We start from the raw sequence: 24502 nt of genomic DNA on the forward strand, positions 1-24502 counted from the left end.
GCTCACCGTCGCCGGCACCCGGGGCGTCACCCCCGCCCAGGCCGCCGAGGGCGCCCTGCGCACCCGCCTCACCGCCGACCCGTCCCCGCGCGAGATCATCGACGGCCTCACCGCCGCCGCCTCCTGCGCCCTCCCCACCCTCACCGAGACCCGCCTCACCCAACTCACCACCACCCTCCCCGTCTCGGCCACCCTCCCCGACCTCCTCGACGCCCTCTCCCTCCTGGACCGCCTCGCCGCCGGCCACTTCCCGGTCCGCACCCCGAGCGAGGAGAAGGCACCGACCGAGGCCCTCGGCGAGTGCACGGCCCCGGGTGACGCGGGCGATGCGGGTGATGCGGGCGATGCGGCGGTGCCGGGCCCGGGAGAGACGGCGCCCACCACGCCCGATGGCCCGGTCGATGCCGATCACGCCCCGGCGTCCGGCTCCTCCTCCCGCTTCTCGGCCGCCTCCTCCCAGGCCATCTCACCGGCGGCCACCTCACCGGCGGCCACCTCCCTTTCGGCCGCCGGTGAGGTCCTGACGGTCGCCGCCGTACGGCAGTTGGAGGGGCTGGGCGGGTCGGACGATCCGCAGGACGCCCGGGCACTGGTGGAGCTGGTGCGGCGGGCGGATCGGCTGGGCGGGGTGCGGCTGGCGTACGTGCTGGCCGAACTCGCCGAGCGGGGAAGTCCGTTGGTGCGCGGTGCGGCCGGCGCGGTGCGGGTGCTGCTCGGGCAGGACGCCGCCGGGGCGCTGGGCGGCCGGGCGGCCTCCTGGGTGGACGGCGCGACCGGCCCGGAGACACGGCACGCGCTCGGGCGGGCGCTGGTCGGGCTGCTGACGGCGGCGGAGGGGCTGTTCGACTCCGCTCCCGAGGCGCTGGAGCCGGTGCTGGAGCGGGTCACCTCGCTGCCCGACGACGCCTTCCTGGACCGGCTGCCCGCGCTGCGCGGCGGCTTCGACACGCTCAGCCCGGCCGCCCGCGACCGGCTGCTGGCCCTGGTCGAGGAGCGCCTGGGCACCCGCCTCACCGCGCTGCCGGAGGAGGCCGGACCCGCCGTGGTCGCCGGCTGGGTGCGGGCGGACCTCGCGGCCCGCGCCGCGCTCGCCCGCCGCGGCCTGCTGCCACCGGCACCGGCGGCCCCCGGACCGGCCCCGGCACCGCAGCCCACCCCCGTCGTGGACGACCCGGCCCGGCACACCCTCACCCCCGCCGAGCGCTGGCGGCTGCTCCTCGGCCGCCCCGGAAACGGCGGCCTGAGCGGCCGGAGCGCCCGACTCGCCACCGCCCTGGACGAGTTGTACGGCAGCGGGCACGGCGAGGGCTCCGGCCCCGGACTGGAGAGCCGGGGCGGCCGGGGCGGCCGCGAGGCCCCCTACCCCGGGGTGCGGGAGTGGGCCGAGGAACTGGAGTCGCTGTTCGGGCCCGGCCTGCGGGAGGAGGTGCTGGCCGCCGCCGTCGCGCAGGGCCGCACCGACGTCCTGGAAGCGATCGACCCGTCCGCCGTCCGCCCGTCCGTCGACCTGCTGCGCACCGTCCTGGAGCACGCGGGCGCCCTGCCCGAGGCCCGGCTGGCGCGACTGCGCCCGCTGGTGCGCCGGCTGGTGGACGAGCTGACCCGGCAACTGGCGACCAGGCTGCGCCCGGCGCTGACCGGGATCGCGGTGCCGCGCCCGTCCCGTCGTCCGGGTGGCGGGCTGGACCTGGACCGGACCATCCGGGCCAATCTGGCCACCGCCCGTCCCTCGCCCGACGGCGGCACCCTGATCGTGCCCGAGCGCCCGGTGTTCCGGACCAGGGCGCGGCAGGCCAACGACTGGCGGCTGATCCTGGTCGTGGACGTCTCCGGATCGATGGAGGCCTCCACGGTCTGGGCGGCGCTGACGGCCTCGATCCTGGCCGGCGTGCCCTCACTGAGCACCCACTTCGTCGCGTTCTCCACCGAGGTGGTCGACCTCACGGAGCGCGTCGAGGATCCGCTGAGCCTGCTGCTGGAGGTGCGGATCGGCGGCGGCACCAGCATCGCGAGCGGCCTGCGGTACGCGCGGGAGCTGGTGACGGTGCCGTCCCGCACGCTGGTCGCGGTGGTCAGCGACTTCGAGGAGGGCGGGCCGGTCTCCGGGCTGCTGGCCCAGACCCGGGCGCTGGTGGACTCCGGTGTGCACCTGCTGGGTTGCGCGGCGCTGGACGACACCGGGACGGCCCGCTATTCGAAGGCGGTCGCGAGCCGGTTGGTGGCGGCCGGAATGCCCGTGGCGGCGTTGAGCCCGCTGGAACTGGCCCGCTGGGTGGGGGAGAAGGTGCGATGAGCGTGACTGCGCGGACGAATGACTGGCCGGGTGTGCGGCCGGAGGTGGTCGCCGAGGTGGTGGCGGGGCTGAGCGCCCGGCTACAGAAGCGGCTGGACGGTGCGGCGGCGAAGCTGGCGGAGCGTCCGGTGACGCGCGAGGGCGACGAGTGGCGGGTGGAGGTGGACGAGGAGACGGTGCTCGTCCTGCACGCCCCGGGCGGTACGGTCGCCGACCAGGCGGACGTCCGCTGCGGCTGCCTGCTCGCCCCGGCCTGCGTGCACCGGGCCGCCGCCGTCACCCTCTGCCCCCTCGCCGAGCCGACAGCGGAGCAGGAGCCGACCGAGGCCACCGAGCCGCCCGGGGCGCCCGGAACGACCGAGCCACCCGGAGGGACCGAGCCACCCGGAGCGACCGGGCCGACGACGGCCCCGCCCGCAGGCCCGGAGCACGCCGAACCGCAGGCCGCCCCTCTCGCCGCCCCCGAACTCGACGCCGCCCGCCACCTCCACCGGGCCGCGGCCGCCGTCCTCGCCGCCGGGGTGAGCGGTGCGGGCGCCGTCTCCCAGGCCGAACTCCTGCGCGCCGCCCACCGGGCCCGGCTCGCGGGCCTGCACCGACCGGCCGCGGCGGCCGTCGCGGTGGTGACCAGGGTCCGGGCGGCGCGGTCCGGCGCGCCCGACCACCGGCTGGCGGACCTGGTGGCGGGCCTGCGCGAGCTGCTCGGCCTCACCACCGCGCTGACCGCGGGCGTCGGCCCGGTCGCCGAGCTGCGCGGCACCGCGCGCCAGGCCTACCGGGAGGAAGGCGGCCTGCGGCTCTACGGGCTGTTCGCCGAACCGGTGCTGACGGCGACCCACGCGGGTGCGGTCAGCTGGGCGGTGGACGCCGACGGGCGCCTCAGCACGCTCGCCGAGGTCATGCCGCACGACGACGCGGCGGCGGCCGCCCCGCAGGCGGTCGGGGCGGGCAACCGGACGGTCCGGCTGGGCGACGCCGCGCTCAGCCACCGCGAGTTCAGCCGAGCCGGGCTGGTCGTCCAGGGCGCGACCCGGTCCGCCTCCGGGCGGCTGGGGGCCGGCGCCGCCGTCCGGGCCGTCCGTGCTTCGGGCGCGGCGTGGGCGGCCGAGCCGGCGGCCCGGCTCTGGTCCGAACCGGCGGCGGCCCAGGTGGCGCGGGCGCTCGCGGCGCAGGACCTCCCGTACGACAGCCGGCCGGCCGGGAGCGATCTGCTCTTCCTGGACGTCACGCTGCTGGGCACGGCCCCCACCGGTCCGGGCGGGGCGCCGCAGCTGCTGGCGCGGTGCGCGGAGGACGGGCCGGTGATCGCCCTGCACGCGGCGCACGAGCACCCCGACCTGCCGTTCCGGGCGAACCTCGCGCTGCTCGCGACGGTGCCCGGACTGCGGCTGTGGGTGGTCGGCCGGCTGGAGCGCACGGACCGCCCGGAGCTGCGCCTGCTCGCGATCGGCACGCCCCCGCAGGGGCCCGACCCGCTGGCCGCGGCCGACGGCGAGGGCCGGGTCAACCTCGGCCTGGAACGCCTCCAGACCGCCGACCTCGCCGTCCCCGGAGCAGCAACCCGAACGACTTCCGACCCGCTCCCCGAGCCGCTCCCCGGTGCGACACCGGACCCGCTCCCCGGTGCGACGGACCGTACGGTTCCCGAGCGCCCCGACGCCCCCGCGCCGTACGGACCGCCCGTGCCCGTGCTCGGCCGCCGGGTGGAGCAGACGGTCACCACCGGCCGGCACGCCCTCGGCCCGAGCGGGGCCACGGCGGCGGCCGACCGGGGCCTGCTGCGTGCCGCCGGGCTGGCCACTGCCGCCGAGCTGCTGGACGGCCTGCGGGCCGCCGCGGCCGACCAGCAGCGAGACGTGTTCGGTCGGATCGTCGCGGACGACCACGACGCCTTCGCCACCGCCTGGTTGGCGGCCGCCTGGTACACGGAGGAGCTGGCCACGGCGCTCTGCGAGGCGGCCTGGACCGGGGAGGGGTGAACCACGAGCCGAACTGTTTGCAGGGACCGGTAATCCGCGCTGACTGGCATACTTGTCGCAAAGGAGGCACCGACCACGCGGTGCAGCGGAAAGGACGGCGCCCCATGGGGATCCGGGACGACGCGGCCGAAGTCCGGGCCCGCGGCTGGCGCACGCTCGCCGCGCTGCACGGGATGATCGACACCGCGCTGGAGAAGGCGCTCCAGGCCGAGTGCAAGCTCTCGGTGGTCGAGTACACGGTGCTGGAGGCGCTCTCGCGCCAGGACGGCTGGCACATGCGGATGCAGCAGCTGGCCCGCGCGGCGGCGCTGAGCAGCAGCGCGACAACCCGGCTGGTGAGCCGGCTGGAGGACCGGGGCCTGTTGGGCCGCTACCTCTGCGCGGACGACCGGCGAGGCATCTACACCGAGCTGACGCCGGATGGCCGTGACCTGCTGGCGGTCGCCCGGCCGGTGCACGACGCCGTCCTGGAGGCGACCCTGGCCCGGGCCACCGAGGTCCCCGAGCTGGCCCCGCTGGTGGACTCGCTCGCCGAGCTCGACCCGGCACACGCCTAGCCGCGCGCCTCCGCGGCCGGTCCCGACCGCCCGCGCAGCCCACGGCCGACGGCCTACCCGCAGCCGCCCGCGGAGCCCACGGCCGCCCACGGCCGCCCGCGTCGCCCCGGCCGACGGTGTACCCACAGCCGCCCGCGGAGCGAGCGACCGCCTCACCGCCGCCCGGTGGCCAGGGCGTTGCGGTGCACCCGCTCGAGCAGTGCGAGCAGCAGTTCCTTGCTGGACGCCCGCTCCCGGACGTCGCACAGCACGACCGGGACCTCCGGTCCGAGGTCGAGCGCGCGGCGGACCTCACCGGGGGTGGCATCGCGGCGGCCGTGGAAGCAGTTGACGCCGATCGCGAACGGGATGCCGCGCTGCTCGAAGAAGTCCACGGCGGCGAAGCTGGATTCGAGCCGTCGGGTGTCGGCGAGGATGATCGCCCCGAGGGCGCCGAGGGCGAGGTCGTCCCACATGAACCAGAACCGGAACTGGCCCGGCGTGCCGAAGAGGTAGAGCACCAGGTCCTCGCGGACGGTGATCCGTCCGAAGTCCATGGCCACCGTGGTGGTGGACTTGTCCTGGACGCCGTCGAGGCTGTCGACCCCGATGCTGGCGCGGGTCATGCGTTCCTCGGTCTGCAGCGGTTCGATCTCGCTGACCGAGCCGACCATGGTGGTCTTCCCGACGCCGAAGCCGCCGGCGACGAGGATCTTGACCGCGCCCGGCACCAGGCTCTGGGTCGTCAATTCGGGTCTCCTGGAAGGGAACTGGGAGAACGGGGGGCAACTGGGGCAACTGGGCCGCCGGCGGAAACGGGGCCGTCGGCGCGACCGGAGTCGCGTCGGACGGTGCCCCCGCCGGCCGTCGGTAGGACCGCGGCGGGGGCACCCTCCCCTCAGAGTCTGCGGACTCCCTCGATCACGGCCTGGATCAGCGAGATGTCCGGAGCTTCGGCGAGCTGGACCGGGGCGCGGGTGAGGATCAGCCGGGCCTCGGCCAGGTCGTCCAGCAGCACCTTGACGACGCTGACCGGCAGGTCGAGGGTGGCCGCGATCTCGGCCACGGCCAGCGGGCGTTCGCGGCACAGGTCGATGATCGCGGCCGGTTCGGGTGAGAGCCGGGTGGTGTCGGTGCGCGGGTCGGCGGTGACCACCAGGGTGATCAGCGCGAAGCCGTCACGGACCGGCCCGGTGCGTCCGTTGGTGATCGCGTAAGGGCGGACCAGGTGGCCGGCGTCCTTGTCGTAGAACCAGCCCTCGTCGGCGTCGGCGGTGGTCACGCACCGCCACCCACGCCGACCTGGCCGGCATCGCTGCGCGGCGCCGCGGTGAGGTACTGGCCGACCTGCTTGACCAGCATGTTGATCTCGTAGGCCATCAGTCCGGCGTCCACCTGCTCGCTGGTCAGGACGGCGAGCCGGGCGCCCTGCCCGGCGGTGGTGACGAACAGGAACAGCTGGTCCATCTCGACCACGGTCTGCCGGACCCGTCCGCCGTTGAAGCGGTGCCCGGCGCCGCGGGCGAGGCTCTGCAGGCCGGAGGCGACGGCGGACAGGTGCTCGGCGTCGGCCCGGTCGAGGCCCTGGGACATGCCGACCAGCAGGCCGTCCTCGGAGAGGACGATGGCGTGCTGGGTCTCGGGGACCCGCGCGACCAGCTGGTCCAGCAGCCAGTTGAGGTCGCGCTGGGTTTCGGTGTGCTGCGTCATCACTGCTGTTCCTTGGCTTCCTGAGCGGCGGAGGCTTCCTGTGCGGCGGAAGGTGCGGCCGGCGTGCGGGGGGCGGCGGGCGCGGGGGAGGCCGGGGCGCCCGGTTCGGTGGCGGCCGCGCGGGCGGTCCGGGTGCCGCGCTGGATGGCGGCCATGGTGGCGCGGGAGCGCTGCGGTGACGAGTCCTCGACGTCGGCTTCGGCGCCGCCGTACCGGGGCGCGAGCGGGGCGGCCGAAGCGGCCGGGGCGCTCGACGCGGCAGGGCGGACGGCGCCGCCGGGGCCCGGGTGGCCGGGGTGGCCGGGGTGGCCGAGGGACGGCGGGAGCAGGGGGCCGGGCGCGTGGGCCTCGCGGAGCTGCTCGGCGAGGCTGGCGTTGCGGACCCGCTGCGGCAGGACCCGCGGGGTGCGCAGTTCGCCGTCCGGGCCGTGCTCCACGCGGTCCTCCTGCGGGCGGTCGTGGGTGGGCGCGGAGTGGTCGGCGGGGACCCCGTCGAAGGGCACCGCGGCCGACTCGGCGGCGAGGCCCGTGCCGTGGTGGCCCGCCGAAGCACCCTCCGCGAGCGCGTCCGCGGGGACGTCGCCGTCGGCGCCGCCCGGGATGTCGTACCGGCGCGGCAGGGCGGGCCGGGGGACGACCACGGCACCGGGAAGTCCGGGGATCCGGGCGCCGACGGGCAGACCGCCGTTGGCCGGCCCCGCGGGAGCGCCGTCCAGCAGCCCGCTGTCCCGCAGCCCGCCGTCGAGGAACCCCCCGTCGATCAGCCCGCTGTCCAGCAGCCCGCTTTCCAGCAGGCCCCCGTCGATCAGCCCGCCGTCGAGGAGCCCGCCGTCGAGGAGACCGCCCTCGAGGAGACCGCCGTCCGCCCGGCCGCCGTCGGCGGGACGCGGGTCGAGCAGCTCACCGGCGATCACGACGCCGTCGTCCGCGACGGCCCCCGTGATCGTTCCCGGAGCACCGTCGAGCGGCCCGGCCTCCGACCCGGCCGGCCCCGTCGGCCCGTTGCCCAGCAGCCCGCTGAGCACTCCGGCGAGCGCGCCCGACAGCTCCTCGTCGACCTCCCCGGGGTCGCCGTCCGCCGTCGGCGGGGCGTCCGGCACCGGGGTGCGGGTGACCCGGGCGCCGGACGGCAGTCCGGGCACCGAGGCCGGCTGCTCGGCCTGCTCCAACAGGGCCGAGGGCACCAGCACCACGGCCCGGGTGCCGCCGTACGGCGAGGGCCGCAGGGTGACCTGGATGTCGTGCCGGGCGGCCAGCCGCGCGACGACGAACAGGCCGAGCCGCAGGTCGTCGCCGAGCGCGGAGACGTCCAGCTCGGGCGGGTTGGCCAGGTACTCGTTGAGCCGCTCGTACTCCTCCTGGCCCATGCCGAGGCCGCGGTCCTCGACCTCGACCGCCAGGCCCTTGGGCACCTCCTGCGCGGAGACCTGCACCTGGGTGTACGGCGGGGAGAAGGTGGTGCCGTTCTCGATCAGCTCGGCGATCAGGTGGATGACGTCGGCGACGGCCTGTCCGCTGAGCGAGGCGCGCGGCACGCCCTGGACGACGACGCGGGCGTAGTTCTCGGTCTCGGAGACGGCGCTGCGCAGCACGTTGACCATGGGCACGGCGTTGCGCCAACGGCGGGCGGGCAGCGCGCCGCCGAGGATGACCAGGTTCTCGGCGTTGCGCCGCATCCGGGTGGCCAGGTGGTCGACCGCGAACAGCTCGCGCAGCAGCTCGGGTTCCTCGTGCTCGCGCTCCAGCGCGTCCAGCATGCTGATCTGTCGGTGGATCAGGATCTGGGTGCGGCGGGCGATGTTGAGGAAGACCTTCTTCGTCCCCTCGCGGCCCTGGGCCTGGTGGACGATGGCGGCGACGGCGGCCTGGCGGACGGCGGCGAGGCCGTCGGCGGTCTGCTGGACCTCGTCGCCGAGCCGGCGGGAGGGCGCCCAGGCGGGCGGGGTGGGCACCGGTTCCCCGGCGCGCAGTCGCCCGACCACCTCGGGGATCTCCTGCTGGGCGAGCGAGAGGGTGTCGGCGCGCAGTCCGGAGAGGCGGCCGGACAGCGTCCGGGCGGCCCGGATGCCGCGGATCAGGCTGAACAGCAGGACGACGGCGACGACGACGGTGCCGATCAGCACCGCGGTGCGGTTTCCGGCGTCGCGAAGCAGGTAGGCGGCGTAGCCCCAGGCCGCGGCGAGGCCCAGGCTGGGGACCAGCACGAGGGCGAGGAGTGAGCTGCGGAGGGAGCCGGACCGGCCGGCGCGGTGGCCCGTGCGGGGGGCCGATATGCCTGGCATCTGATTCCTTGTTGCAGGGCCGAGTTGCAGGCCGGGTCGCGGGTCCGAACGACGGGTCGGCCCGTGCGGCCCGGGCGGGCTTCAGGGCGCCGAGGCCGGGGTCGCCGGACTGGGTGACGCGGTGTCACCGTCCGGGCGGTGTACAGCCACGGCCGCCGACGGCAGGAAACCTATCAGTCCCAGGTGGCCTCATCGCAACATCAACTGACGATATGTGAACGGCTGATGACCCGGGAGGATCTCGGCGGCCGGGGCGTTCGCCGACGGATCTCCGCAGCTCAGCGCCTTCGTCGCGACACGCGGACGGCCCTCCGGGAGGCGGTGTGCGCCTCCCGGAGAGCCGTCAGGAACAGGTCAAACGATCGTATGCTGAGCGGTCGCCACCGTCCGGTCCGGCCGGGCCCTGGCCGAAACGACGGGTGCCGGTGTGATCAGCCCGGTCAGGTACGGGGGAGCCCGGACCGGTACCGGTGATCAGCCCGCCAGCGAGATCGGCACCACCCGTCCGTCCTGCTCGTCGCGGCCCTCGGCCTCCAGCTGGTTCAGCTCGGTCCACGCCCAGCTCGCCAGGTCGGACAGCTCGGCCGACCACTGCTTGCCGTAGGTGCCCGAGGCGACCTGCCCGAGCCGGAGCTTCTGGACGTCCGAGGTTCCGGCCGGGGCGTAGATGTGGGTCGCGTCGCGCAGGTAGCGGATGATGTTGAACTCCTCCTGGGTGCCGCGGGCGGCCAGGATCTCCATCGCGCTGCGCGCCGAGTCCATCGCGTACTCGGTGTTGATGAGCTTGGCGTTCATCAGCTCGGCGTCGCAGGGCTTGCCGTGGTCCAGCAGGTGCGAGGCGTGGTACGCGGCCAGCTTGGCGGTCATCAGCTTGGACTGCAGCTCGCCGAGCTTCAGCGCGACGCTGTTCAGCTGGTTGAGCGGCTTGCCGTACAGGACCCGCTCCTCGGCGTAGCGCACGACGTCCTCGACGATCGCGACGTGGATGCCGAGCGCGACGGCGCCCAGGTTGAGGCGGCCGTAGAGGGTGGAGGAGGAGTAGGCGACGTCCAGGCCCTGTCCCTCCTCGCCCAGCCGGTTGTCGGCCGGGATGCGGCAGTCCTCGAATATCAACTCGCCGAAGCTGAAGCCGTGCAGGCCGCCCTGGGTGCCGAGCGTGCCGGTGCGGAAGCCCGGGCGGTCGCTCTCGACCAGGAAGGCAGAGAGCCCCCCGCTGCCCTTGTCGGTGCGGAACACCACGCCGTGCACGTCGCCGATGTGGGAGTTGCCGACGAACCACTTGCGGCCGTTCAGCACGTACTCGTCGCCCTCGCGGCGGGCGGTGCCGGCCATGCCGAGCACGTGCCCGCCCGACTCCGGCTCGGTGACAGCGATGGTCGGCAGGGACTCGCCCGAGGCGAACTTCGGCAGCCACTCGCGCCGTTGCGCGTCCGACCCGAAGTGGATGACCTTGGCGACGCCGAGCTGGGAGGCCTGCGCCATGGCGCCCATCGCGCCGCTGACGCGGGCCAGTTCCTCCACGATGATGGTCTTGGCCAGGTGGCCCAGCCCCAGGCCGCCGAACTCCTTGGGGATGGTCACGCCGATCCAGCCGCGGCGGGCGATCTCCCGGGAGAGCTCGAACTCGACCTCCCGGTCGGCCTCCATTCTGGCGACCTGCGGACGCACCTCCTTCTCCGCGAACTCACGGACCTCCGCCCGGAGGCTCTCGTGTCGCTCGTCGGTGAAGTAGTCCATAGCCATGCTTGGTCCTCTCGTTCCAGTGGGTGTCGTGCCTCCGTTCATGCCGTCGATGCCGCTCCGGCCGCTCCCCGGGGAATCGGTGGGGGTGTGGAGGTGTGGCGGCCGATCGCTCCCTTGCAATCGGTGCATGCGGACCCTGGCGCGGTTTCCCGGGGGGAGAGGAATACCGTCCGTGTCTTCGGCAGGGCTCATTGTCATATGTGAACTCCCCCTTCACACCTAGTTGATCTTGGAATGGCGAGATTCGGCTCGTCGTTGTTACTCGCGGGTTTGGTTCCCGTGCGGACCGGGGAATGATCTTTCCCCCCTTGCAACCCGGCTGAGCGCCCGTTCACATGCGGCTTTGACTGTGCATCAGCAACGGTGGTGACCGGTACCGGTAGCACCGAACGGCCCGGATGTCTGATTACATGTGCGCCATGACTGATGTGATGAGCACTCAAGGCCAGTTCCCGGGTGCCGCCGGGGAGTCCGAGCGGACCCGCAGGCTGCGCAGCCTGGGTCTGAACGAACCGTCCGCGGACGAGGCCTTCGACCGCTTCGCGCACCTGGCAGCCAGCATCACCCGCGCTCCCATCGCGATGGTCAACTTCATCAACGACGAGCGCCAGATGTTCCGGGGGCTCTACATTCCGCCAAACTCGGCCGAGGTCGCGGCCGAGGAGGGAGCTTCGTGGGCGGACCGGGGCATCGCCTTCGACCTCCCCACCCGGCAGATGCCGATGAGTCACGGCTTCTGCCCGCATGTGGTCGCCCAGCGCTCGCCCCTCGCGCTGGACGACATCCTTGCCTACCCCCGCTTCGCCGGGAACCCCGTTGTCGACGAACTCGGCGTCCGGGCCTACCTCGGAGCTCCGCTCGTCGACGACACCAACACCGTCATCGGCACCGTCTGCGTCCTCGACCGGGAACCCCGGCAGTGGGGCCGCGAGCGGCTGCGCGACATCCAGCACCTCGCCGAGGCGCTGCTCTCCGAGATCCGGCTGCGCGACAACCTGCTCGCCCAGCAGCAGGAGATGTTCGCCGCCTTCGACGGCTCCCCGTTCCCCATCATGCTCACCGACGGACCCGGCCAGGAGATCCGCTACGCCAACGCCCAGCACGCCGACACCTTCGGCGCCCCGGTGGCGTACGGCGCGATCGGGCAGGCCTACCCGCAGCTCGGCGTGGCCGGCCTCCAGCAGGCCGTCTCGGAGGCGTACCGCACCGGCCGCACCACCGTCCTCAACGAGGTCCGGGTGCAGTCGACCAGCCCCGACGCCCAGCGCATCCAGCAGATCTTCAGCTTCACCTGCACCCCCCTGCGGGCCGCGCGCACCGGCCAGGTCAACGGTGTCCTCACCGTCGGCATGGACGTCACCGCGCAGTCCCGCACGGAGGAGGAGCTCGGCACGCTGGCCGCGCTGCTGGTCGACCGGCTGCAGCAGAACGGCTCCGCGACCGCGACCGGCCGCCCGGGCATCGCCGGCGGGTCCGGACTCGTCCTGCCGGGCTGAGCGGCCGACCGGTCGCCGGTGTGCGGCACCGAGGCTCGCGTCCGCACCGCTCGCTCTACTCGCACCACCCGAACCGCCCGCACCGCTCGCTCTACTCGCACCACCCGCACCACCCACCGCCGTGGCGGGGTGCCTCTCACCCCCGAGGAGAGGCGCCCCGCCACAGTGCCGTCCGGGGGCCGACGGAACTCCGCCCCCACGGCGCGGCGCGGTTCGGCCGGGCCGAGCGGGTGAACCGTCCTCCACCCGCGCCCCGGCCGGGCCCTCCCGCCGGACAGCGGTGGTAGGCATGGGCCGCATGGACTGGTTCGCCGCCCCCGACTACTGGCTGAGCCGGCTGCTCGTCCAACGCCTGCTCGCCGCCCTCTACCTGATCGGATTCCTCAACGCCGCCGCGCAGTTCCGCGCCCTCATCGGCGAGAACGGCATGCTGCCGGTGCCCCGCTTCACCGCCCGCGTCCCGTTCCGGCAGTCGCCCGGCCTCTTCCATCTGCACTACAACGACCGCTTCTTCGCCGCCGTCGCCTGGAGCGGGGCCGCCCTCGCCGCCGCCGTCACGGCCGGGCTCGGCGACGCGGTGCCGCTCTGGGCCTCGATCCTCTTCTGGGCCGTGCTGTGGGCCCTCTACCTCTCCATCGTCAACGTCGGGCAGACCTGGTACTCCTTCGGCTGGGAATCCCTGCTGCTCGAAGCCGGCTTCCTCGCCGCCTTCCTGGGCAACTCGGACACCGCGCCACCCGCCCCGGTGCTGTGGCTGATGCGCTGGCTGGTCCTCCGCGTCGAGTTCGGCGCCGGACTGATCAAACTGCGCGGCGACAGCTGCTGGCGCGACCTGACCTGCCTCCGCTACCACCACGAGACCCAGCCGATGCCCGGACCGCTCAGCTGGTTCTTCCACCACCTGCCCGACCCGCTGCACCGCGTCGAGGTCGCCGCCAACCACGTCGTCCAACTCGTCGTACCGCTCGCCCTGCTGCTCCCGCAGCCGGTCGCGAGCTACGCGGCCTGCGCCGTCATCGCCACCCAGCTGTGGCTGATCGCCTCCGGCAACTTCGCCTGGCTGAACTGGCTCACCGTCACCCTGGCCCTCGCCGCCGTGGCACCCGCCCGCCTCGGCCTGCCCGTCCACGCCCGCGCCTACCCCGAAACCCCGCTCTGGTACGAGGCGCTGGTGATCGCGCTGACCGCGGCCGTCGTCGTCCTCAGCTACTGGCCGGTGCGGAACATGGTCTCCCGCGGTCAGGTCATGAACCGCTCCTTCAACCGCCTCCACCTCGTCAACACCTACGGTGCCTTCGGCAGCGTCAACCGCCTCCGCCAGGAGGTCGTGGTCGAGGGCACCGACGAGGCGGTCCTCACCCCGCGCACCGTGTGGCGGGAGTACGGCTTCAAGGGCAAGCCCGGCGACGTGCGCCGCCTGCCCCGTCAGTACGCCCCCTACCACCTGCGGCTCGACTGGCTGATGTGGTTCGCCGGCATCTCGCCCGGCTACGCCCGTCCCTGGTTCCTGCCCCTCGTCGCCCGCCTGCTCGCCGGCGACCCGGCCACGCTTCGGCTGCTGCGCCACAACCCCTTTCCCGACGCCCCACCGACCCACGTCCGGGCGACCCTCTACCTCTACCGGTTCACCGATTGGCGCGAACTGCGAGAAACCGGTGCGTGGTGGCGCCGCACCGCTCTGAACGAGTACCTCGCGCCGGTCGACCTGCCCGCCCTCGGCCGGGCCGGGTACCGGCCACCGCCCGGCCGACCGGGCCGCGGCGTCCGCGAGGTCCCGCTGGAGCGGCTGCGACGGCCCGGCCGCCGTCCCGGTCCGTCCACCGTTCGTAGGCCCGGACACCCGTCCGGACCAGCGCCGGACCACCCGGGCGGGTCCCCCGAGTAGCGGCCAGGCGGGCGGTATGGCACACGACACCGGCTCGTCGGGGCGGTGGGTGCGTGCAAGGCTCGAACGGGCACCCGTATTCTGGGCCTCCACAACCGGCGGCCCGCCCGCGCGCCCCCTCGCCCCTCCCCGGGGCACCCCCGCGCAACCGGTCCGCCGCCCCCTCGCCGCCAGCCCCGCCGTCGTCGCCCAGAACCGGACCTCACATGACAGTGCTTCACTCGCGCAACGCCGACGCAGCCGACCCGGCGGACGTCGCCGACGCCGCAGACGTCAAGGACCCCCAGGACGCCGCCGCGGAGCCCGACCTCCGCGAGGACCTCGGCCGCTACGCCGAGCTCGGGGCCTTCACCCTCACCGCCGACACCCACGCCTGGTACGCGGCCCTCGACACCGTCGCCACCCCGGAGGACGCCCGCGCCGCCTCCACCGCGCTCGCCGAGCTGCGCGGCCGCGACCTGCAGCAGACCTGGGAGGCCGTGACCGCCCTGGCCACCGAGGTCAAGCTCGACGAGCCGGACACCGTCGCCAAGACCGCGCTGCTCGTCGAGATGCTCCAGCGGGTGCACCGCACCTCCGCCACGCTCACCACCGCCGCGTACGACGCCGACCTCGGCGCCCTCGCCGCCGCCACCGCCGACAGCGCCTGGCGCCGCGAGAACGGCGTCAAGCTCTCCTGGCTGCGCGGCCGCTCGCTGCGCAAGCAGGCCACCGCCCTCGCCACCGACCGGCGCGTCCGCCGCGAGGACCTGCACGAGGCGCTCACCTCCGCCGAGATCGAGCGCCGGGCCTGGGCCGCCCTCGCCCCGGCCGGCAGCCTCCCGGCGGCGCCCGCCGACGGCGCCCTGGTCGACCGCACCGCCCAGGCCTTCGAGGCGATCAACACCGGTCTGCGCGAGCTCGCCCGCGTCCTGCCCGACCACGACCTGGACGGGCTGCCCTTCGCGGAGCTCATCGACCTGGTCGAACGGCTCGCGGCCGACGAGGGCACCCTCTACCGCCTCCCCACTATCCGCGGCCTGCGCGCCGGCCTGGAGGAGGCCGGTCTCGGCGAACTGCTCACCGAACTCGCCGCCGCCAAGGCCGACCGCCGCGCCGCCGAGGCCGCGTACTCGGCCCGCCAGGCGCTCGCGGGCGGGCAGCGGGACGGGCTGGCGGAGGAGGCCGCCGCGGAGGAGACGACGGTCGAGAAGCCGGTTGCCGACGCCGAGGCCCGCGTCGAGGCCGACGCCGAGGCCGCAGCTGAGGCCGACGCTGAAGCGCTTGCACGTCAGGCGCTCGCCGGTGGGCAGCGGGACGGGCTCGTGGAGGAGGTCCCGGCTCCGGTGACCGCTCCCGCCGAGGAGGCCGTCGAGGCCGCTGCTGCTGTCGAGCTCGAGGCCGAGCTCGAGGCTGAGATCGAGGACCTGACCGAGACCGAGACTGAGGCCGAGGTCGAGGCTGAGGCTGAGGCCGAGGCGGTGTCGGGCTCGGACTCCGACACGGACGCCGCCGACGTCGAGACGGTTGCCGTGGTCTCCCTCCCGGCCCCCTCCCCGGCCGCCGACGACCTGGTTGCCGCGGCGACCGCCGCGCTGGCCGAGGTCGTAGCGGTGGAGGAGACTGCGGCCGAGGAAGCCGAGTCGGCCATCGAGGTCGAGGAGTCCGCTGCAGAGGCAGAGGCAGAGGCAGAGGCCGACACCGAGGCCGAGGCCGACGTGACGGGGACCGAGGTCGTCACCGAGGAGCCGGTCGCCGAGGTGGAGACGGCCGGGACCGAGGTCGAGGTCGAGGTCAAGGCCGAGACCGTGGTCGTTGAGGAGTCCGCCGAGGCGGAGACCCTGGTGGCCGAGCCCGAGGTCGAGGCCGTCGTCGAGGAGCCGGCTGCCGAGGTGGCCGTGGCTGCTGACGACGTTGCCGAAGCCGAGCCGGTGGCCGAGGCCGTCGCCGAGGAGCCGGCTGCCGAGGTCGAGGTGTCGGACGCCGAGCCCGAGGCCGTTGTCGAGGAGTCGGCTGGCGAGGTTGTTGAGGCGGAGGCTCCGGTGGCTGAGCCCCAGGTGGAGGCCGAGCCCGAGCCCCAGGCCCTCGCCGTTGAGGCGGAGGCCCCGGTGGCTGAGGTCGAGCCGGTGGCCGAGGTTGTTGCCGAGGAGTCTGTGGTCGAGCCCGAGGCCGTTGCTGAGGAGCCCGCCGCCGAGGTTGTCATCGAGGAGCCCGCCACCGAGGCGCAGACGTCCGAGTCCGAGCCCGCTGCCGGTCGCGTGAAGCCGGACTTCACGCCCGGTCGTCCCGTGACCGCCTACTCGGCCGACGAGCTGCTCGCCGTCGTGCGCTGGCTGGACGGCGACGGGGTCGAGCGGAGCGACGAGGAGCTGCTGCGGGCGGCCATGAAGGAGCTGGGCTTCGCCCGCCTCGGCCCCCGCATCAAGGAGGCGCTGGGCGCCGCCGTCACCGCCGCACGCGGCTGACCTCACCTTGCCCCACAGGGCCCGGGACGCGAGTTCGCGTCCCGGGCCCTTCCATATCGTCGCTGGTCCCTCGGTGCCGAGGGGGACCGCTGGCTGTCAGGCGCCGGCCCCGTCCGGCGTGAACGGGTGGTCGATCGCCTGCCGCAGGACGGTCGGTGCGGTGACGAGGGACGGTCCGTACCAGGTCAGGTGCCGTCCGCTGACCAGCGCGACCGGCGTGCCGGGGAAGGCCTCGGGGCCGTCCTCGGCGGTGAAGCGGTACGGCTCGTCCGGCAGGACCACCAACTCCACTCGGCAGCCGATCAGTTCGGGCAGTGGGATGGCCGGGTAGCGCTCGGGGTGGTCGGCGTGGACGAGCTGCAGGCCCAGGCGGCGCAGCAGGTCCCCGGCGAAGGTGTCGCGGCCGAGGACCATCCACGGGCGGCGCCAGATCGGCACGATCGCCGTCGGGCCTTCGGAGCCTTCGGAGCCTTCGGAGCCGTCGGGGCCGCGGCCCGCCCGGCTCGGCCCGACCGCCGCCCAGGCTGCCTCCGCCTCGTCCAGCCAGCCGGGGCGCGGCAGTCGGCAGGCGACGCTCAGCAGTCGGTCCAGCGACCGGAAGGCGTCGTCCAGGGTGCGGATGTCGGTGACCCAGACGGGGACGCCCGCCGCTCGCAGTGCGTCCAGGTCGGGGCGCCGGTTCTCCTCGTCGTTGGCGATGACGAGGTCCGGTTCGAGCGCGAGGATGCGGGGGACGTCGGGGTTCTTGGTGCCGCCGATCCGGGTGACGGCGAGGTCGGCCGGGTGGGTGCACCAGTCGGTGGCGCCGACCAGCAGTCCGGGCGCGGTGGCGGCGACCGCCTCGGTCAGCGAGGGCACCAGGGAGACCACGCGGCGGGGCGGGCGCGACCCGAGCCGGACGGGGAGGTCGAGGTCGTCGCGCGGGGCGGTGGGGGCGGCCATCCGGCCAGCCTACGTCTGGTCAGCCTACGTCCGGGCTGCCACGTGCGGTTCGGGACGGCGCCGGTCGCCGGGCCGTGCGTGCGCTCTTTCCGGTGGATTTCCGGGAACCCGACGTCCGTATCGTCCGACTACGTGGTCCGGGTCCACAGCACGGGCCTGAGCACGGACCGCCGACCAGGAGAATTGTCAGGCGCCCACGCGTTGTCTGCGGAACCGCGGCCGCCGCTGCCCTGTTCGCCACGGCCTGCGGAAGCGGGGGCGGGGGCCGCCAGGGTGCCTCCGTCACGGCCCAGGCCGCCCCGGCCGGTGCCTACCCGGTGAAGGTCGCGGACAGTGCGGGCAAGGAGAGCGTCGCAGCCAAGGCGCCGACGAAGATCGTCACCAGCAACGCGTCGAGCCTGGAGATGCTGCTCCGGCTCGGTGCCGGCGACCGGGTGATAGGTACCGGCTTCCCGCCCGGCAAGGGCACCCTGCCGGCGGACCTCGCCGAACAGGGCGCCAAGGTGCCGGTGTTGGGGGAGATGGTGATTCCCAAGGAGAAGCAGCTCGGCTCCGGCGCCGACCTCTACGTGGACACCGTTGGTGGGTCGGACGGGGCGGCGCGGGTGACAGATGACAGATTTCAACATCTGTCATCTGTCGGTTGTTCTCCGTCATCCGTCGGGTGTCATCGATCGGGTGCCATCGGTCGGGTGTGGCCCACCGCCCGTTAACCCGCCGCCCGTCGCGACCGCTCAGCAGGCGGCCGCGAGCTCCCCGGCCTCGGCCGCCCGCAGCCGCGCCACCAGCTCCTCCCGCGCCCGGGCGACCCGGGAACGGACGGTGCCGACCGGGCACCCGGCGACCTCGGCCGCCTCGGCGTAGCTCAGCCCGACCACCTGCGTCAGGACGAAGGCCTCCCGCCGCTGGGCGGGCACCCGGTCGAGCAGGTCGCCGAGTGCGATGCCGTCCTCGAACCCGGCCTCCGGAGCGCCGCCCTGTCGCTCCGCCGCCTCCTGCCAGTCCGGCAGCGCCGCACAGCGAGGCCGGGCGGCGGCCATCCGGTACCGGTCGACCACCGTGCGCCGGGCGATCGACAGCAGCCAGGTGCGGGCCGAGGAGCGCCCCGCGAACGCGGGCAGGCCGCGCAGCGCGCGCAGGAAGGTCTCCTGCGCGAGGTCGTCGGCGGACTGCACGTCGGTCAGGTGGGCGACGAAGCGCCAGACGTCGCGCTGGGTCGCCCGGACGAAGGCCTCGACGTCCGCTGCCCGGCCGGAGCGGGCGGTCAGTGCGAGTGCGGTGAGCTGCTCGTCATCCACGGCGGCCTCCGGCCCGGCCGGTCCCGCCGCGGTGGCCGTGCGGGACGATGGTCACATGAGATGCGCGCAGTTCCGTACCGCTCTGTCCGCCCGCCTCGACGGCGAACCGAGCGGTCTCGCGGAGGCCCGGCTGGACAAGCACGTCGCGCGTTGCACCGGTTGCCGGGAGTGGCTGGACCGGGCTGAGCGGCTGAGCGGGCTCGTCCGGGCGGCTGCCGGTGACGGGCCGTCGACGGAGTGGTCGGTCCGCCTGCCGGCAGGGCCGGAGAGGCCCGGGGCGAAGGGTGGCGGTCCGGTGGAGGGGGCGGGCGGTCCCGCTCCGGAGGGCCCACAGGCCGCGGAGCGGTAGGACGGTGGCGCGGGCCGCGGCCGACGCGTCGTCGTGGTCAGGCATGGAAGGGTCCCGAGGGGAAGGCGGGGAGCGGCACCGCTCAGCGCGGCGCCGTCGGCGTCCGTGGGCAGCCGCGCGGCACGCCGTACCTCCCGGGGAACCGGGGGTGCGGCGGCGGACGCGGGCCCGCGCCCTGGCGTCACGGCGGCGGAACGCGCGGCGGTACGGCAGGGCGACCTGCCCGTCGCGGGGCCCAGTGCGGCCGGAGGAGGCCGGGGGGAAGCAGCGGCGGGCGCGTCAGCAGGCGAGCGCGAACGCAGGTGGCCCGCGCCGGACCACGGCATGCGTGAGCAGCACCGACCGGGGTGGCCGGGCGCTGCCCGGGGCGGGTCGGGGCGGTGCCGGGGCCCGGTAGCCGAAGGGACGTGAGAACAGCGCCAGCAGGGGGAGCAGCAAGGCCCCCGCGACGACGGCGCCGAGCGCGCCGAGCAGCTCGAAGAGCCGCACCAACGCTGCCTCGCCGCGCCAGAGCAGCAGCGCGCAGGCCAGCGCGGCCAGCACGTGGGCGACGGCCATCCCCGGCGACATGGCGTGTGACATGCCGTGTGACATGCCGTGGGAGAGGCCATGGGGCAGGCCGCCCGTCGCGGCGTCGGGCATTCCGCCGGGCACCGGGTGGGACATGCCGGGCATCCCCGTCATCCCGGGCAGGCCCAGGTCCACGGTCGCCCCGTCGGCGGATGCTCCCGCCCCAGCGGCCCCGTGGTGCATCCCGTGCATTCCGGCCATCGGGCGCAGTCCGCCGGCGGTCGGCGGGACGTCCGGGTCGATGCCCGCCATCCGCGCCAGCTCGACCGGTGACAGCCCGCCGGGCGCACGGTCCGGGTTGCAGAGCAGCAGGGCTGCCCAGTCCGTGGTGGCGAGCCGCGCGAGGCCGCGGCCCCCTGGTCCGAGCGCTCCGGCCTGCTCGAACAGCTGGTGCAGCGCGGCCTGCGCGGCGATCATCCAGATGCTGATCGCAACGAGCCCGCGCCGTTTCCCGGCGAGCAGCCAGGTCAGGCCCAGTACCGCTCCGAACGCGCCGACCAGCACCGTCGGCGAGACCCCGGATCCGGCCATGGCGACGTGCGCGGTGGCGGCCATTGCCACGCACAGCGCGGCGAAGACCACGGCGCGCAGCAGGCGGATCCGGTCGGTCATCACGATGGCACTCATCGTCGCACCCGCCCCGCCCGCTGAGTACCGCACCCTCCGGACATGGCCGGTTCCGCCCCGTGAGACCATGCCCGGCTGCTCGCCCGGTGGCCCGCCAGGCGGGCTGTCAGGCGGACCGCTCGGAGGCGCTCCCGCCGGTCGTCCCGCCCGGTGCGCTGACCCGAACAACCGCTCGTACGACCATCAGCACGGTTTGACAGGCGGTCACCTTTTGCTCACTAAATGTGACGACCCGGTGCGTTCCGTGCGTGCGTGTCGGAGCGATGCCGTCCAGAAGCAGGAGGTCCGGCCTTGGAGACCCCGACGCAAGCCGCCGAGCCCGTCGCCGACCGTGCCGAGCCGGCCGACCCCGGTGCGCCCGCCGAGCAGGCCGAATCCGCCGAGCCCACCGAGCAGGCCGAGCCCACCGGGCCCGCCGGGCGCGCCGGGACCGCCGACGCACATGGCGCCCCCGACCTCGCCGACCCCGGCTTCTGGCGGCTGCCCGCCCCTGCCCGCGCCGCCGCCTTCGCCGAGCTGCGCCGCCTCCCGGGCCCGTTGTTCTTCGGCGACCGGGCCACCGGCAAGGGCTTCCACGCCCTGGTCCGCCACGCCGACGTGGTCGAGGCCAGCCGCACCCCCGCCGTCTTCCTCAGCGGCCCCGGCGTCACCACCCCGGCCCCGGCCCGCTGGGTCCGGCTGCTGTTCGGCGACTCGATGGTCAACCTGGACGACCCGCGCCACGCCCAGTTGCGCCGGATCGTCTCGCGGGCGTTCACCCCGCGGCTGCTCGGCCGGGTCGAGGAGGACGTCCGGCGGATCAGCGTCGCCCTGGTCGACCGGGTCGAGCGGGACCGGCCGGCGGACTTCGTCTCCGCGGTCGCCGCCGAACTCCCGTTCCAGGTGATCTGCACCATGATGGGCATCCCCGACCAGCCGCGCCGCGCCATCCTCGACCTGGTCAACCGCACCTCGGCGGACATCGGGGTGGCCCGCTCGCTGCGCGACCGGCTGCGGGCGCCCGGGCGCGGGCTGCGGGCGCTCGCCCGGATGCAGGCCATCGTGGCCGGGATCGGTCGGGAGCGGCGCCGCCGACCGGCCGAGGACCTGATCTCCGCGCTGGTCACCGCCGACGTGGACGGCCGCCGGCTCACCGGCCGCGAGCTCGGCGCCTTCTTCACCCTGCTGCTGGTCGCCGGGGTCGAGACCACCCGCAACGCGCTCGCCCACGGTCTGCACCTGCTCACCGTCCACCCCGAGCAGCGCGCCCTGCTGCTGTCGGACCTGGACGGGCGGCTCGGCGGCGCGGTGGACGAGATGGTCCGCCACGCCACGCCGATCATCCAGTTCCACCGGACCGTCGCCGTCGACCACGAGCTCGGCGGCCCGGGCGGCACGCTGCTGCGCGCGGGGGAGAAGGTCGCGCTCTTCTACGGGTCGGCCAACCGCGACGAGGCGGTCTTCCCCGATCCGGACGCCTTCGACATCACCCGCACGCCGAACCCCCACCTCGGCTACGGCGGCGGAGGCCCGCACTACTGCCTCGGCGCGCACCTGGCCCGGCAGGAGATGACGGCGCTGTTCCGGGAGCTGTTCACCCGTCTGCCCGAGGCGCGCTCGGTCGGCGAACCGGAGCTCGTCCCGTCCAGCTTCGACCACCGGGTCCGCTCGCTGCGCTTCACCTGCTGATCGTCCCCTGAAGCGCTTCGGGGCTGAGGTGTCCCGGTGCCCGGTGCCCGGTGCCCGGTGCCCGGTGCCCGGTGCCCGGTGCCCGGTGCCCGGTGCCCGGTGTCCGGCGCCCGGTGCCGCGGCATGGGGCACCGCTACTCGCCCGGCTCCCACACCGCGTGGTCGTGCGCGAACAGCACCCGGCGCGGACGGTGCTCCGCCACCCGGTCGAGCCAGGCCCGGTAGCCGGGCAGCGGCGCTGCCACACCCTCGCGCGCCGCCCGCCGGGCGAGCAGTGCCTGCCCGTACTCGGAGGCGAAGTCGTACGCCTGCCCGGCGAGCAGGACCGGGCCGCCGCCCGGGCGTTCGACGAGCAGGGACTGGTGGCCCTCGGTGTGGCCGGGGGTGGGCAGCACCCGGACGCCGGGCCAGACCTCCGCCTCGCCGTCGAGCTCGCGGTAGTCGGCGCCGGGGAAGTCGACCAGCGCGTCGATGGTGTAGCCGCCGCGCCGGGCGGCGGCCAGCTCGCTCGTCTGGACCAGGACGGTCGTGCCGGTCAGCAGCGGGTTCCCGCCGCAGTGGTCGAAGTGCAGGTGGCAGTTGACCACCAGGTCGATGTCGGCGACGGAGACCCCGGCCGTGGCGAGGGCCTCCGGCAACGGGCGGCGGACCGGCCGGTAGTGCGCCTCGGTCTCCGGCTCGCAGCCGCCGATCCCGGTGTCGAACAGCAGCAGCCCCTCCGGGTGCCGGACGAGGTACGCGAGCACCGGCTCCACCCGCGGCTCCGGGCCGCCCACCTCGGAGGCCGGTCGGACGAAGTACCCCAGGTCGAGGCGCCGGATCACGTGCACTTCATCCCCCCATGTCGCGGTGCGTCGCGCTGCCCCGGTACCGGCGGCACCCGTACGGGCGGCTCCGGTACGGGCGTTCCCGTACGGGCGGTTCCCGTTCGCCCTCCGGTCGGCCTCCCGCCGGCCCGCGTTCGCACCCTACCCGCCGCTTACCCGCCCGCCACCCGCCCGCCGCCCGCCGGTCGGCGGACCCCGGTCCGTCCGCACCCTGCGCCCCGGCGCCGGAGCAGGCGGCACGTGCGCCGTCCGCGGATCACCGCGGCCCCGGTGCCACCGATGGTGGTGACTGGCGTCACGGCGATCGACCAAGAAGGGGAGCACAATGTCGACATGACTGATCGTCCGCTGCCCGCAGGAACCATCGGCCCCTCCGGATCCGGCGGGGGTGAGCCCGCCGACCGCCCCACCGCCGACGCCTGGGCGGCGCTCGGCGGCCCGGCCGACCTGCTGTCACGGGTGAGCTTCCACGGCCCGGACGGCGTCCTGCCCTCCCGACTGCCGGTGCGACGCCTCGCCCGGGCCACCGTGGCCGTCTGCTCGCTCGCCGCCGCCGAGTTGGCCGCCCTGCGCGGCGGCGGCCCGGTCCCCGCGGTCCGGGTGGACCAGGGCGCGGTGGCCACCGCCTTCGTCAGCGAGCGGCACCTGACGGTCGACGGCCGCACGCCCGTCAGCTTCGCCCCGCACTCCGGCTTCTGGCGCACCGCCGACGGCTGGGTCCGCACCCACGCCAACTACCCGCACCACCGCACCCGGCTGCTGGCGGCCCTCGGCCTCGCCGCGGATGCCGGGCCCGAGCGACTCGCGGAGGTGCTCGCCGGGTTGCCGGCCGAGCAGGTCCAGGAGCGCGCGTACGCGGCGGGGGCGCTGGCGGTGGCCGTCGCGCCGGTGAGCGACACCGTGCACCCCCTGGTGGAGCACCGGGAACTCCCTGCCACCGGCGGCGTCGGCACCACCGGCACGAACGGCACCACCGGCACGAACGGCACCACCGCAACCGCGTCGGCCCGTCCGCTCGGCGAGGCCCCGGTGGACCGGCCCGCCGCCGGGCTCCGGGTCCTCGACCTCACCCGGGTGATCGCCGGACCGGTCGCCACCCGTACCCTCGCCCTGCTCGGCGCCGACGTCCTGCGCATCGACTCGCCCAGGCTGCCCGAGGCCGAGGACGCCCACGCCGACACCGGCTTCGGCAAGCGCTCCGCCCGCCTCGACCTCGCCGAGCCCGCGGACCGGGCCGTCTTCGAGGAGCTGCTCGCCACCGCCGACGTCGTGGTCAGCGCCTACCGTCCCGGCGCCCTCGACGCCCACGGCCTGGCGCCCGAGGCACTGTTCGCCCGCCGCCCCGACCTGATCGTCGTCCAACTCTGCGCCTGGGGCTGGACCGGCCCGTGGGCCGGGCGGCGCGGCTTCGACAGCCTGGTCCAGGCCGGCGTCGGCATCGCCGCCCACGAGGCCGCCCCCGACGGCCGCCCCGGCGTCCTGCCGGCCCAGGCGCTGGACCACGGCACCGGCTACCTCATTGCCGCCGCCGTCCTGCGCGCCCTCTCCGACCGGCACACCCGCGGCCCCGGCGGTCGGCACCTGCGCTTCTCCCTCGCCGGCACGGCCTCCTGGCTGCTGCACGACATCGAACGGGAGGCCCCGTCCGAGGCCCCGTCCGAGGCCTACGACCCGTCGAGGTGGCTCACCGAGACCGACTCCGCGTACGGGAAGCTGCGCCACGTCCTGCCGCCGATCGGCTACGAGGGTGCGCCTGCCGACTGGTCGCGCCCACCGGGGCGTTGGGGGACGGACGCTCCGGTCTGGCTCTGAGTCGGGAGGGCCCGGGACGGCCGGGGACGGCCCGGCGAGCG

General features: G+C 75.1%; 19 protein-coding genes. 10 read left to right on the forward strand and 9 right to left on the reverse strand.

Annotated elements, in window-relative coordinates:
• From ABTY56_RS15280 to ABTY56_RS15290, 3 genes are all read left to right on the forward strand, one after another.
• Positions 1–2293, forward strand: a 2293-nt coding sequence (locus ABTY56_RS15280; RefSeq protein ID WP_350629236.1) for a DUF5682 family protein, incomplete at its 5' end; no start/stop codon positions are given.
• A complete protein-coding gene (locus ABTY56_RS15285; RefSeq protein ID WP_350629237.1) occupies positions 2290–4272 on the forward strand; it encodes a hypothetical protein in 1983 nt (660 codons plus the stop codon). The genes ABTY56_RS15280 and ABTY56_RS15285, both read left to right, overlap by 4 nt.
• A gap of 104 nt (positions 4273–4376) precedes the next feature.
• The gene (locus tag ABTY56_RS15290) at positions 4377–4829 is read left to right on the forward strand and encodes a MarR family winged helix-turn-helix transcriptional regulator (protein WP_350629238.1); all 453 of its coding nucleotides are present in this window, start codon (positions 4377–4379) and stop codon (positions 4827–4829) included.
• A 152-nt stretch (positions 4830–4981) separates the two neighbouring features.
• Here the strand turns inward: ABTY56_RS15290 and ABTY56_RS15295 are convergent, their stop codons facing one another.
• The 5 genes from ABTY56_RS15295 to ABTY56_RS15315 all read right to left on the reverse strand — a co-directional run bounded on the left by ABTY56_RS15295 (position 4982) and on the right by ABTY56_RS15315 (position 10543).
• Complete coding sequence (locus ABTY56_RS15295; protein WP_350629239.1) at positions 4982–5557, reverse strand: GTP-binding protein; 576 nt, start codon at positions 5555–5557, stop codon at positions 4982–4984.
• 149 nt (positions 5558–5706) lie between these two features.
• Positions 5707–6090, reverse strand: coding sequence for a DUF742 domain-containing protein (locus ABTY56_RS15300; RefSeq protein ID WP_350629240.1), 384 nt, complete (start codon positions 6088–6090; stop codon positions 5707–5709).
• Positions 6087–6518, reverse strand: coding sequence for a roadblock/LC7 domain-containing protein (locus tag ABTY56_RS15305; RefSeq protein WP_350629241.1), 432 nt, complete (start codon positions 6516–6518; stop codon positions 6087–6089). The genes ABTY56_RS15300 and ABTY56_RS15305 overlap by 4 nt, the downstream gene beginning before the upstream one ends.
• Positions 6518–8800, reverse strand: a complete 2283-nt coding sequence (locus ABTY56_RS15310; protein ID WP_350629242.1) for a sensor histidine kinase — start codon at positions 8798–8800, stop codon at positions 6518–6520. The genes ABTY56_RS15305 and ABTY56_RS15310 overlap by 1 nt, the downstream gene beginning before the upstream one ends.
• A 474-nt stretch (positions 8801–9274) precedes the next feature.
• Positions 9275–10543, reverse strand: coding sequence for an acyl-CoA dehydrogenase family protein (locus ABTY56_RS15315; RefSeq protein WP_502893123.1), 1269 nt, complete (start codon positions 10541–10543; stop codon positions 9275–9277).
• Between the two features lie 419 nt (positions 10544–10962).
• Here ABTY56_RS15315 and ABTY56_RS15320 point away from each other — a divergent pair, with 419 nt between their 5' ends.
• The 3 genes from ABTY56_RS15320 to ABTY56_RS15330 all read left to right on the forward strand — a co-directional run bounded on the left by ABTY56_RS15320 (position 10963) and on the right by ABTY56_RS15330 (position 16368).
• Positions 10963–12039, forward strand: a complete 1077-nt coding sequence (locus tag ABTY56_RS15320; protein ID WP_350629243.1) for a GAF domain-containing protein — start codon at positions 10963–10965, stop codon at positions 12037–12039.
• Positions 12040–12337: 298 nt separating this feature from the next.
• Entirely contained in the window at positions 12338–13924 is a 1587-nt protein-coding gene (locus ABTY56_RS15325) for a lipase maturation factor family protein (protein WP_350629344.1), read from the forward strand.
• Positions 13925–14130: 206 nt separating this feature from the next.
• Positions 14131–16368, forward strand: coding sequence for a hypothetical protein (locus tag ABTY56_RS15330; protein ID WP_350629244.1), 2238 nt, complete (start codon positions 14131–14133; stop codon positions 16366–16368).
• 96 nt (positions 16369–16464) lie between these two features.
• Here ABTY56_RS15330 and ABTY56_RS15335 read toward each other — a convergent pair whose 3' ends face one another.
• Positions 16465–17310, reverse strand: a complete 846-nt coding sequence (locus tag ABTY56_RS15335; protein WP_350629245.1) for a helical backbone metal receptor — start codon at positions 17308–17310, stop codon at positions 16465–16467.
• A 317-nt stretch (positions 17311–17627) separates the two neighbouring features.
• On the opposite strand from ABTY56_RS15335, the gene ABTY56_RS15340 reads away from it, so the two are divergent.
• Positions 17628–18023, forward strand: a complete 396-nt coding sequence (locus ABTY56_RS15340; protein ID WP_502893124.1) for a TroA family protein — start codon at positions 17628–17630, stop codon at positions 18021–18023.
• 21 nt (positions 18024–18044) lie between these two features.
• Here the strand turns inward: ABTY56_RS15340 and ABTY56_RS15345 are convergent, their stop codons facing one another.
• Positions 18045–18608, reverse strand: a complete 564-nt coding sequence (locus ABTY56_RS15345; protein ID WP_350629246.1) for a sigma-70 family RNA polymerase sigma factor — start codon at positions 18606–18608, stop codon at positions 18045–18047.
• Between the two features lie 55 nt (positions 18609–18663).
• Here ABTY56_RS15345 and ABTY56_RS15350 point away from each other — a divergent pair, with 55 nt between their 5' ends.
• Positions 18664–18957: a zf-HC2 domain-containing protein gene (locus ABTY56_RS15350; RefSeq protein ID WP_350629247.1), complete on the forward strand. Its 294-nt coding sequence runs from the start codon at positions 18664–18666 to the stop codon at positions 18955–18957.
• A 279-nt stretch (positions 18958–19236) separates the two neighbouring features.
• Here the strand turns inward: ABTY56_RS15350 and ABTY56_RS15355 are convergent, their stop codons facing one another.
• Positions 19237–20154, reverse strand: a complete 918-nt coding sequence (locus ABTY56_RS15355; RefSeq protein WP_350629248.1) for a hypothetical protein — start codon at positions 20152–20154, stop codon at positions 19237–19239.
• 480 nt (positions 20155–20634) lie between these two features.
• Here ABTY56_RS15355 and ABTY56_RS15360 point away from each other — a divergent pair, with 480 nt between their 5' ends.
• Positions 20635–21822, forward strand: a complete 1188-nt coding sequence (locus ABTY56_RS15360) for a cytochrome P450 (protein WP_502893132.1) — start codon at positions 20635–20637, stop codon at positions 21820–21822.
• Between the two features lie 134 nt (positions 21823–21956).
• On the opposite strand, the gene ABTY56_RS15365 is transcribed toward ABTY56_RS15360, so the two are convergent.
• Positions 21957–22643, reverse strand: coding sequence for an N-acyl homoserine lactonase family protein (locus ABTY56_RS15365; RefSeq protein ID WP_350629345.1), 687 nt, complete (start codon positions 22641–22643; stop codon positions 21957–21959).
• A gap of 339 nt (positions 22644–22982) precedes the next feature.
• Between ABTY56_RS15365 and ABTY56_RS15370 the strand changes: the two genes are divergently transcribed.
• Complete coding sequence (locus ABTY56_RS15370; protein ID WP_350629250.1) at positions 22983–24461, forward strand: CoA transferase; 1479 nt, start codon at positions 22983–22985, stop codon at positions 24459–24461.
• Positions 24462–24502: the final 41 nt, after the last annotated feature.

Origin of the sequence: Kitasatospora sp. NPDC097691, assembly GCF_040302665.1 — a bacterium.
In the GTDB taxonomy this organism is placed as follows: Bacteria; Actinomycetota; Actinomycetes; order Streptomycetales; family Streptomycetaceae; genus Kitasatospora.

Bases quoted from the DNA above. Each gene is read 5' to 3' on its own strand.
- ABTY56_RS15330 (WP_350629244.1), top strand. From the start codon at position 14,131: ATGACAGTGCTTCACTCGCGCAACGCCGACGCAGCCGACCCGGCGGAC.
- ABTY56_RS15320 (WP_350629243.1), top strand. From the start codon at position 10,963: ATGACTGATGTGATGAGCACTCAAGGCCAGTTCCCGGGTGCCGCCGGG.
- ABTY56_RS15285 (WP_350629237.1), top strand. From the start codon at position 2,290: ATGAGCGTGACTGCGCGGACGAATGACTGGCCGGGTGTGCGGCCGGAG.
- ABTY56_RS15305 (WP_350629241.1), bottom strand. From the start codon at position 6,518: ATGACGCAGCACACCGAAACCCAGCGCGACCTCAACTGGCTGCTGGAC.
- ABTY56_RS15290 (WP_350629238.1), top strand. From the start codon at position 4,377: ATGGGGATCCGGGACGACGCGGCCGAAGTCCGGGCCCGCGGCTGGCGC.
- ABTY56_RS15325 (WP_350629344.1), top strand. From the start codon at position 12,338: ATGGACTGGTTCGCCGCCCCCGACTACTGGCTGAGCCGGCTGCTCGTC.
- ABTY56_RS15370 (WP_350629250.1), top strand. From the start codon at position 22,983: ATGACTGATCGTCCGCTGCCCGCAGGAACCATCGGCCCCTCCGGATCC.
- ABTY56_RS15315 (WP_502893123.1), bottom strand. From the start codon at position 10,543: ATGGCTATGGACTACTTCACCGACGAGCGACACGAGAGCCTCCGGGCG.
- ABTY56_RS15335 (WP_350629245.1), bottom strand. From the start codon at position 17,310: ATGGCCGCCCCCACCGCCCCGCGCGACGACCTCGACCTCCCCGTCCGG.
- ABTY56_RS15350 (WP_350629247.1), top strand. From the start codon at position 18,664: ATGAGATGCGCGCAGTTCCGTACCGCTCTGTCCGCCCGCCTCGACGGC.
- ABTY56_RS15355 (WP_350629248.1), bottom strand. From the start codon at position 20,154: ATGAGTGCCATCGTGATGACCGACCGGATCCGCCTGCTGCGCGCCGTG.
- ABTY56_RS15310 (WP_350629242.1), bottom strand. From the start codon at position 8,800: ATGCCAGGCATATCGGCCCCCCGCACGGGCCACCGCGCCGGCCGGTCC.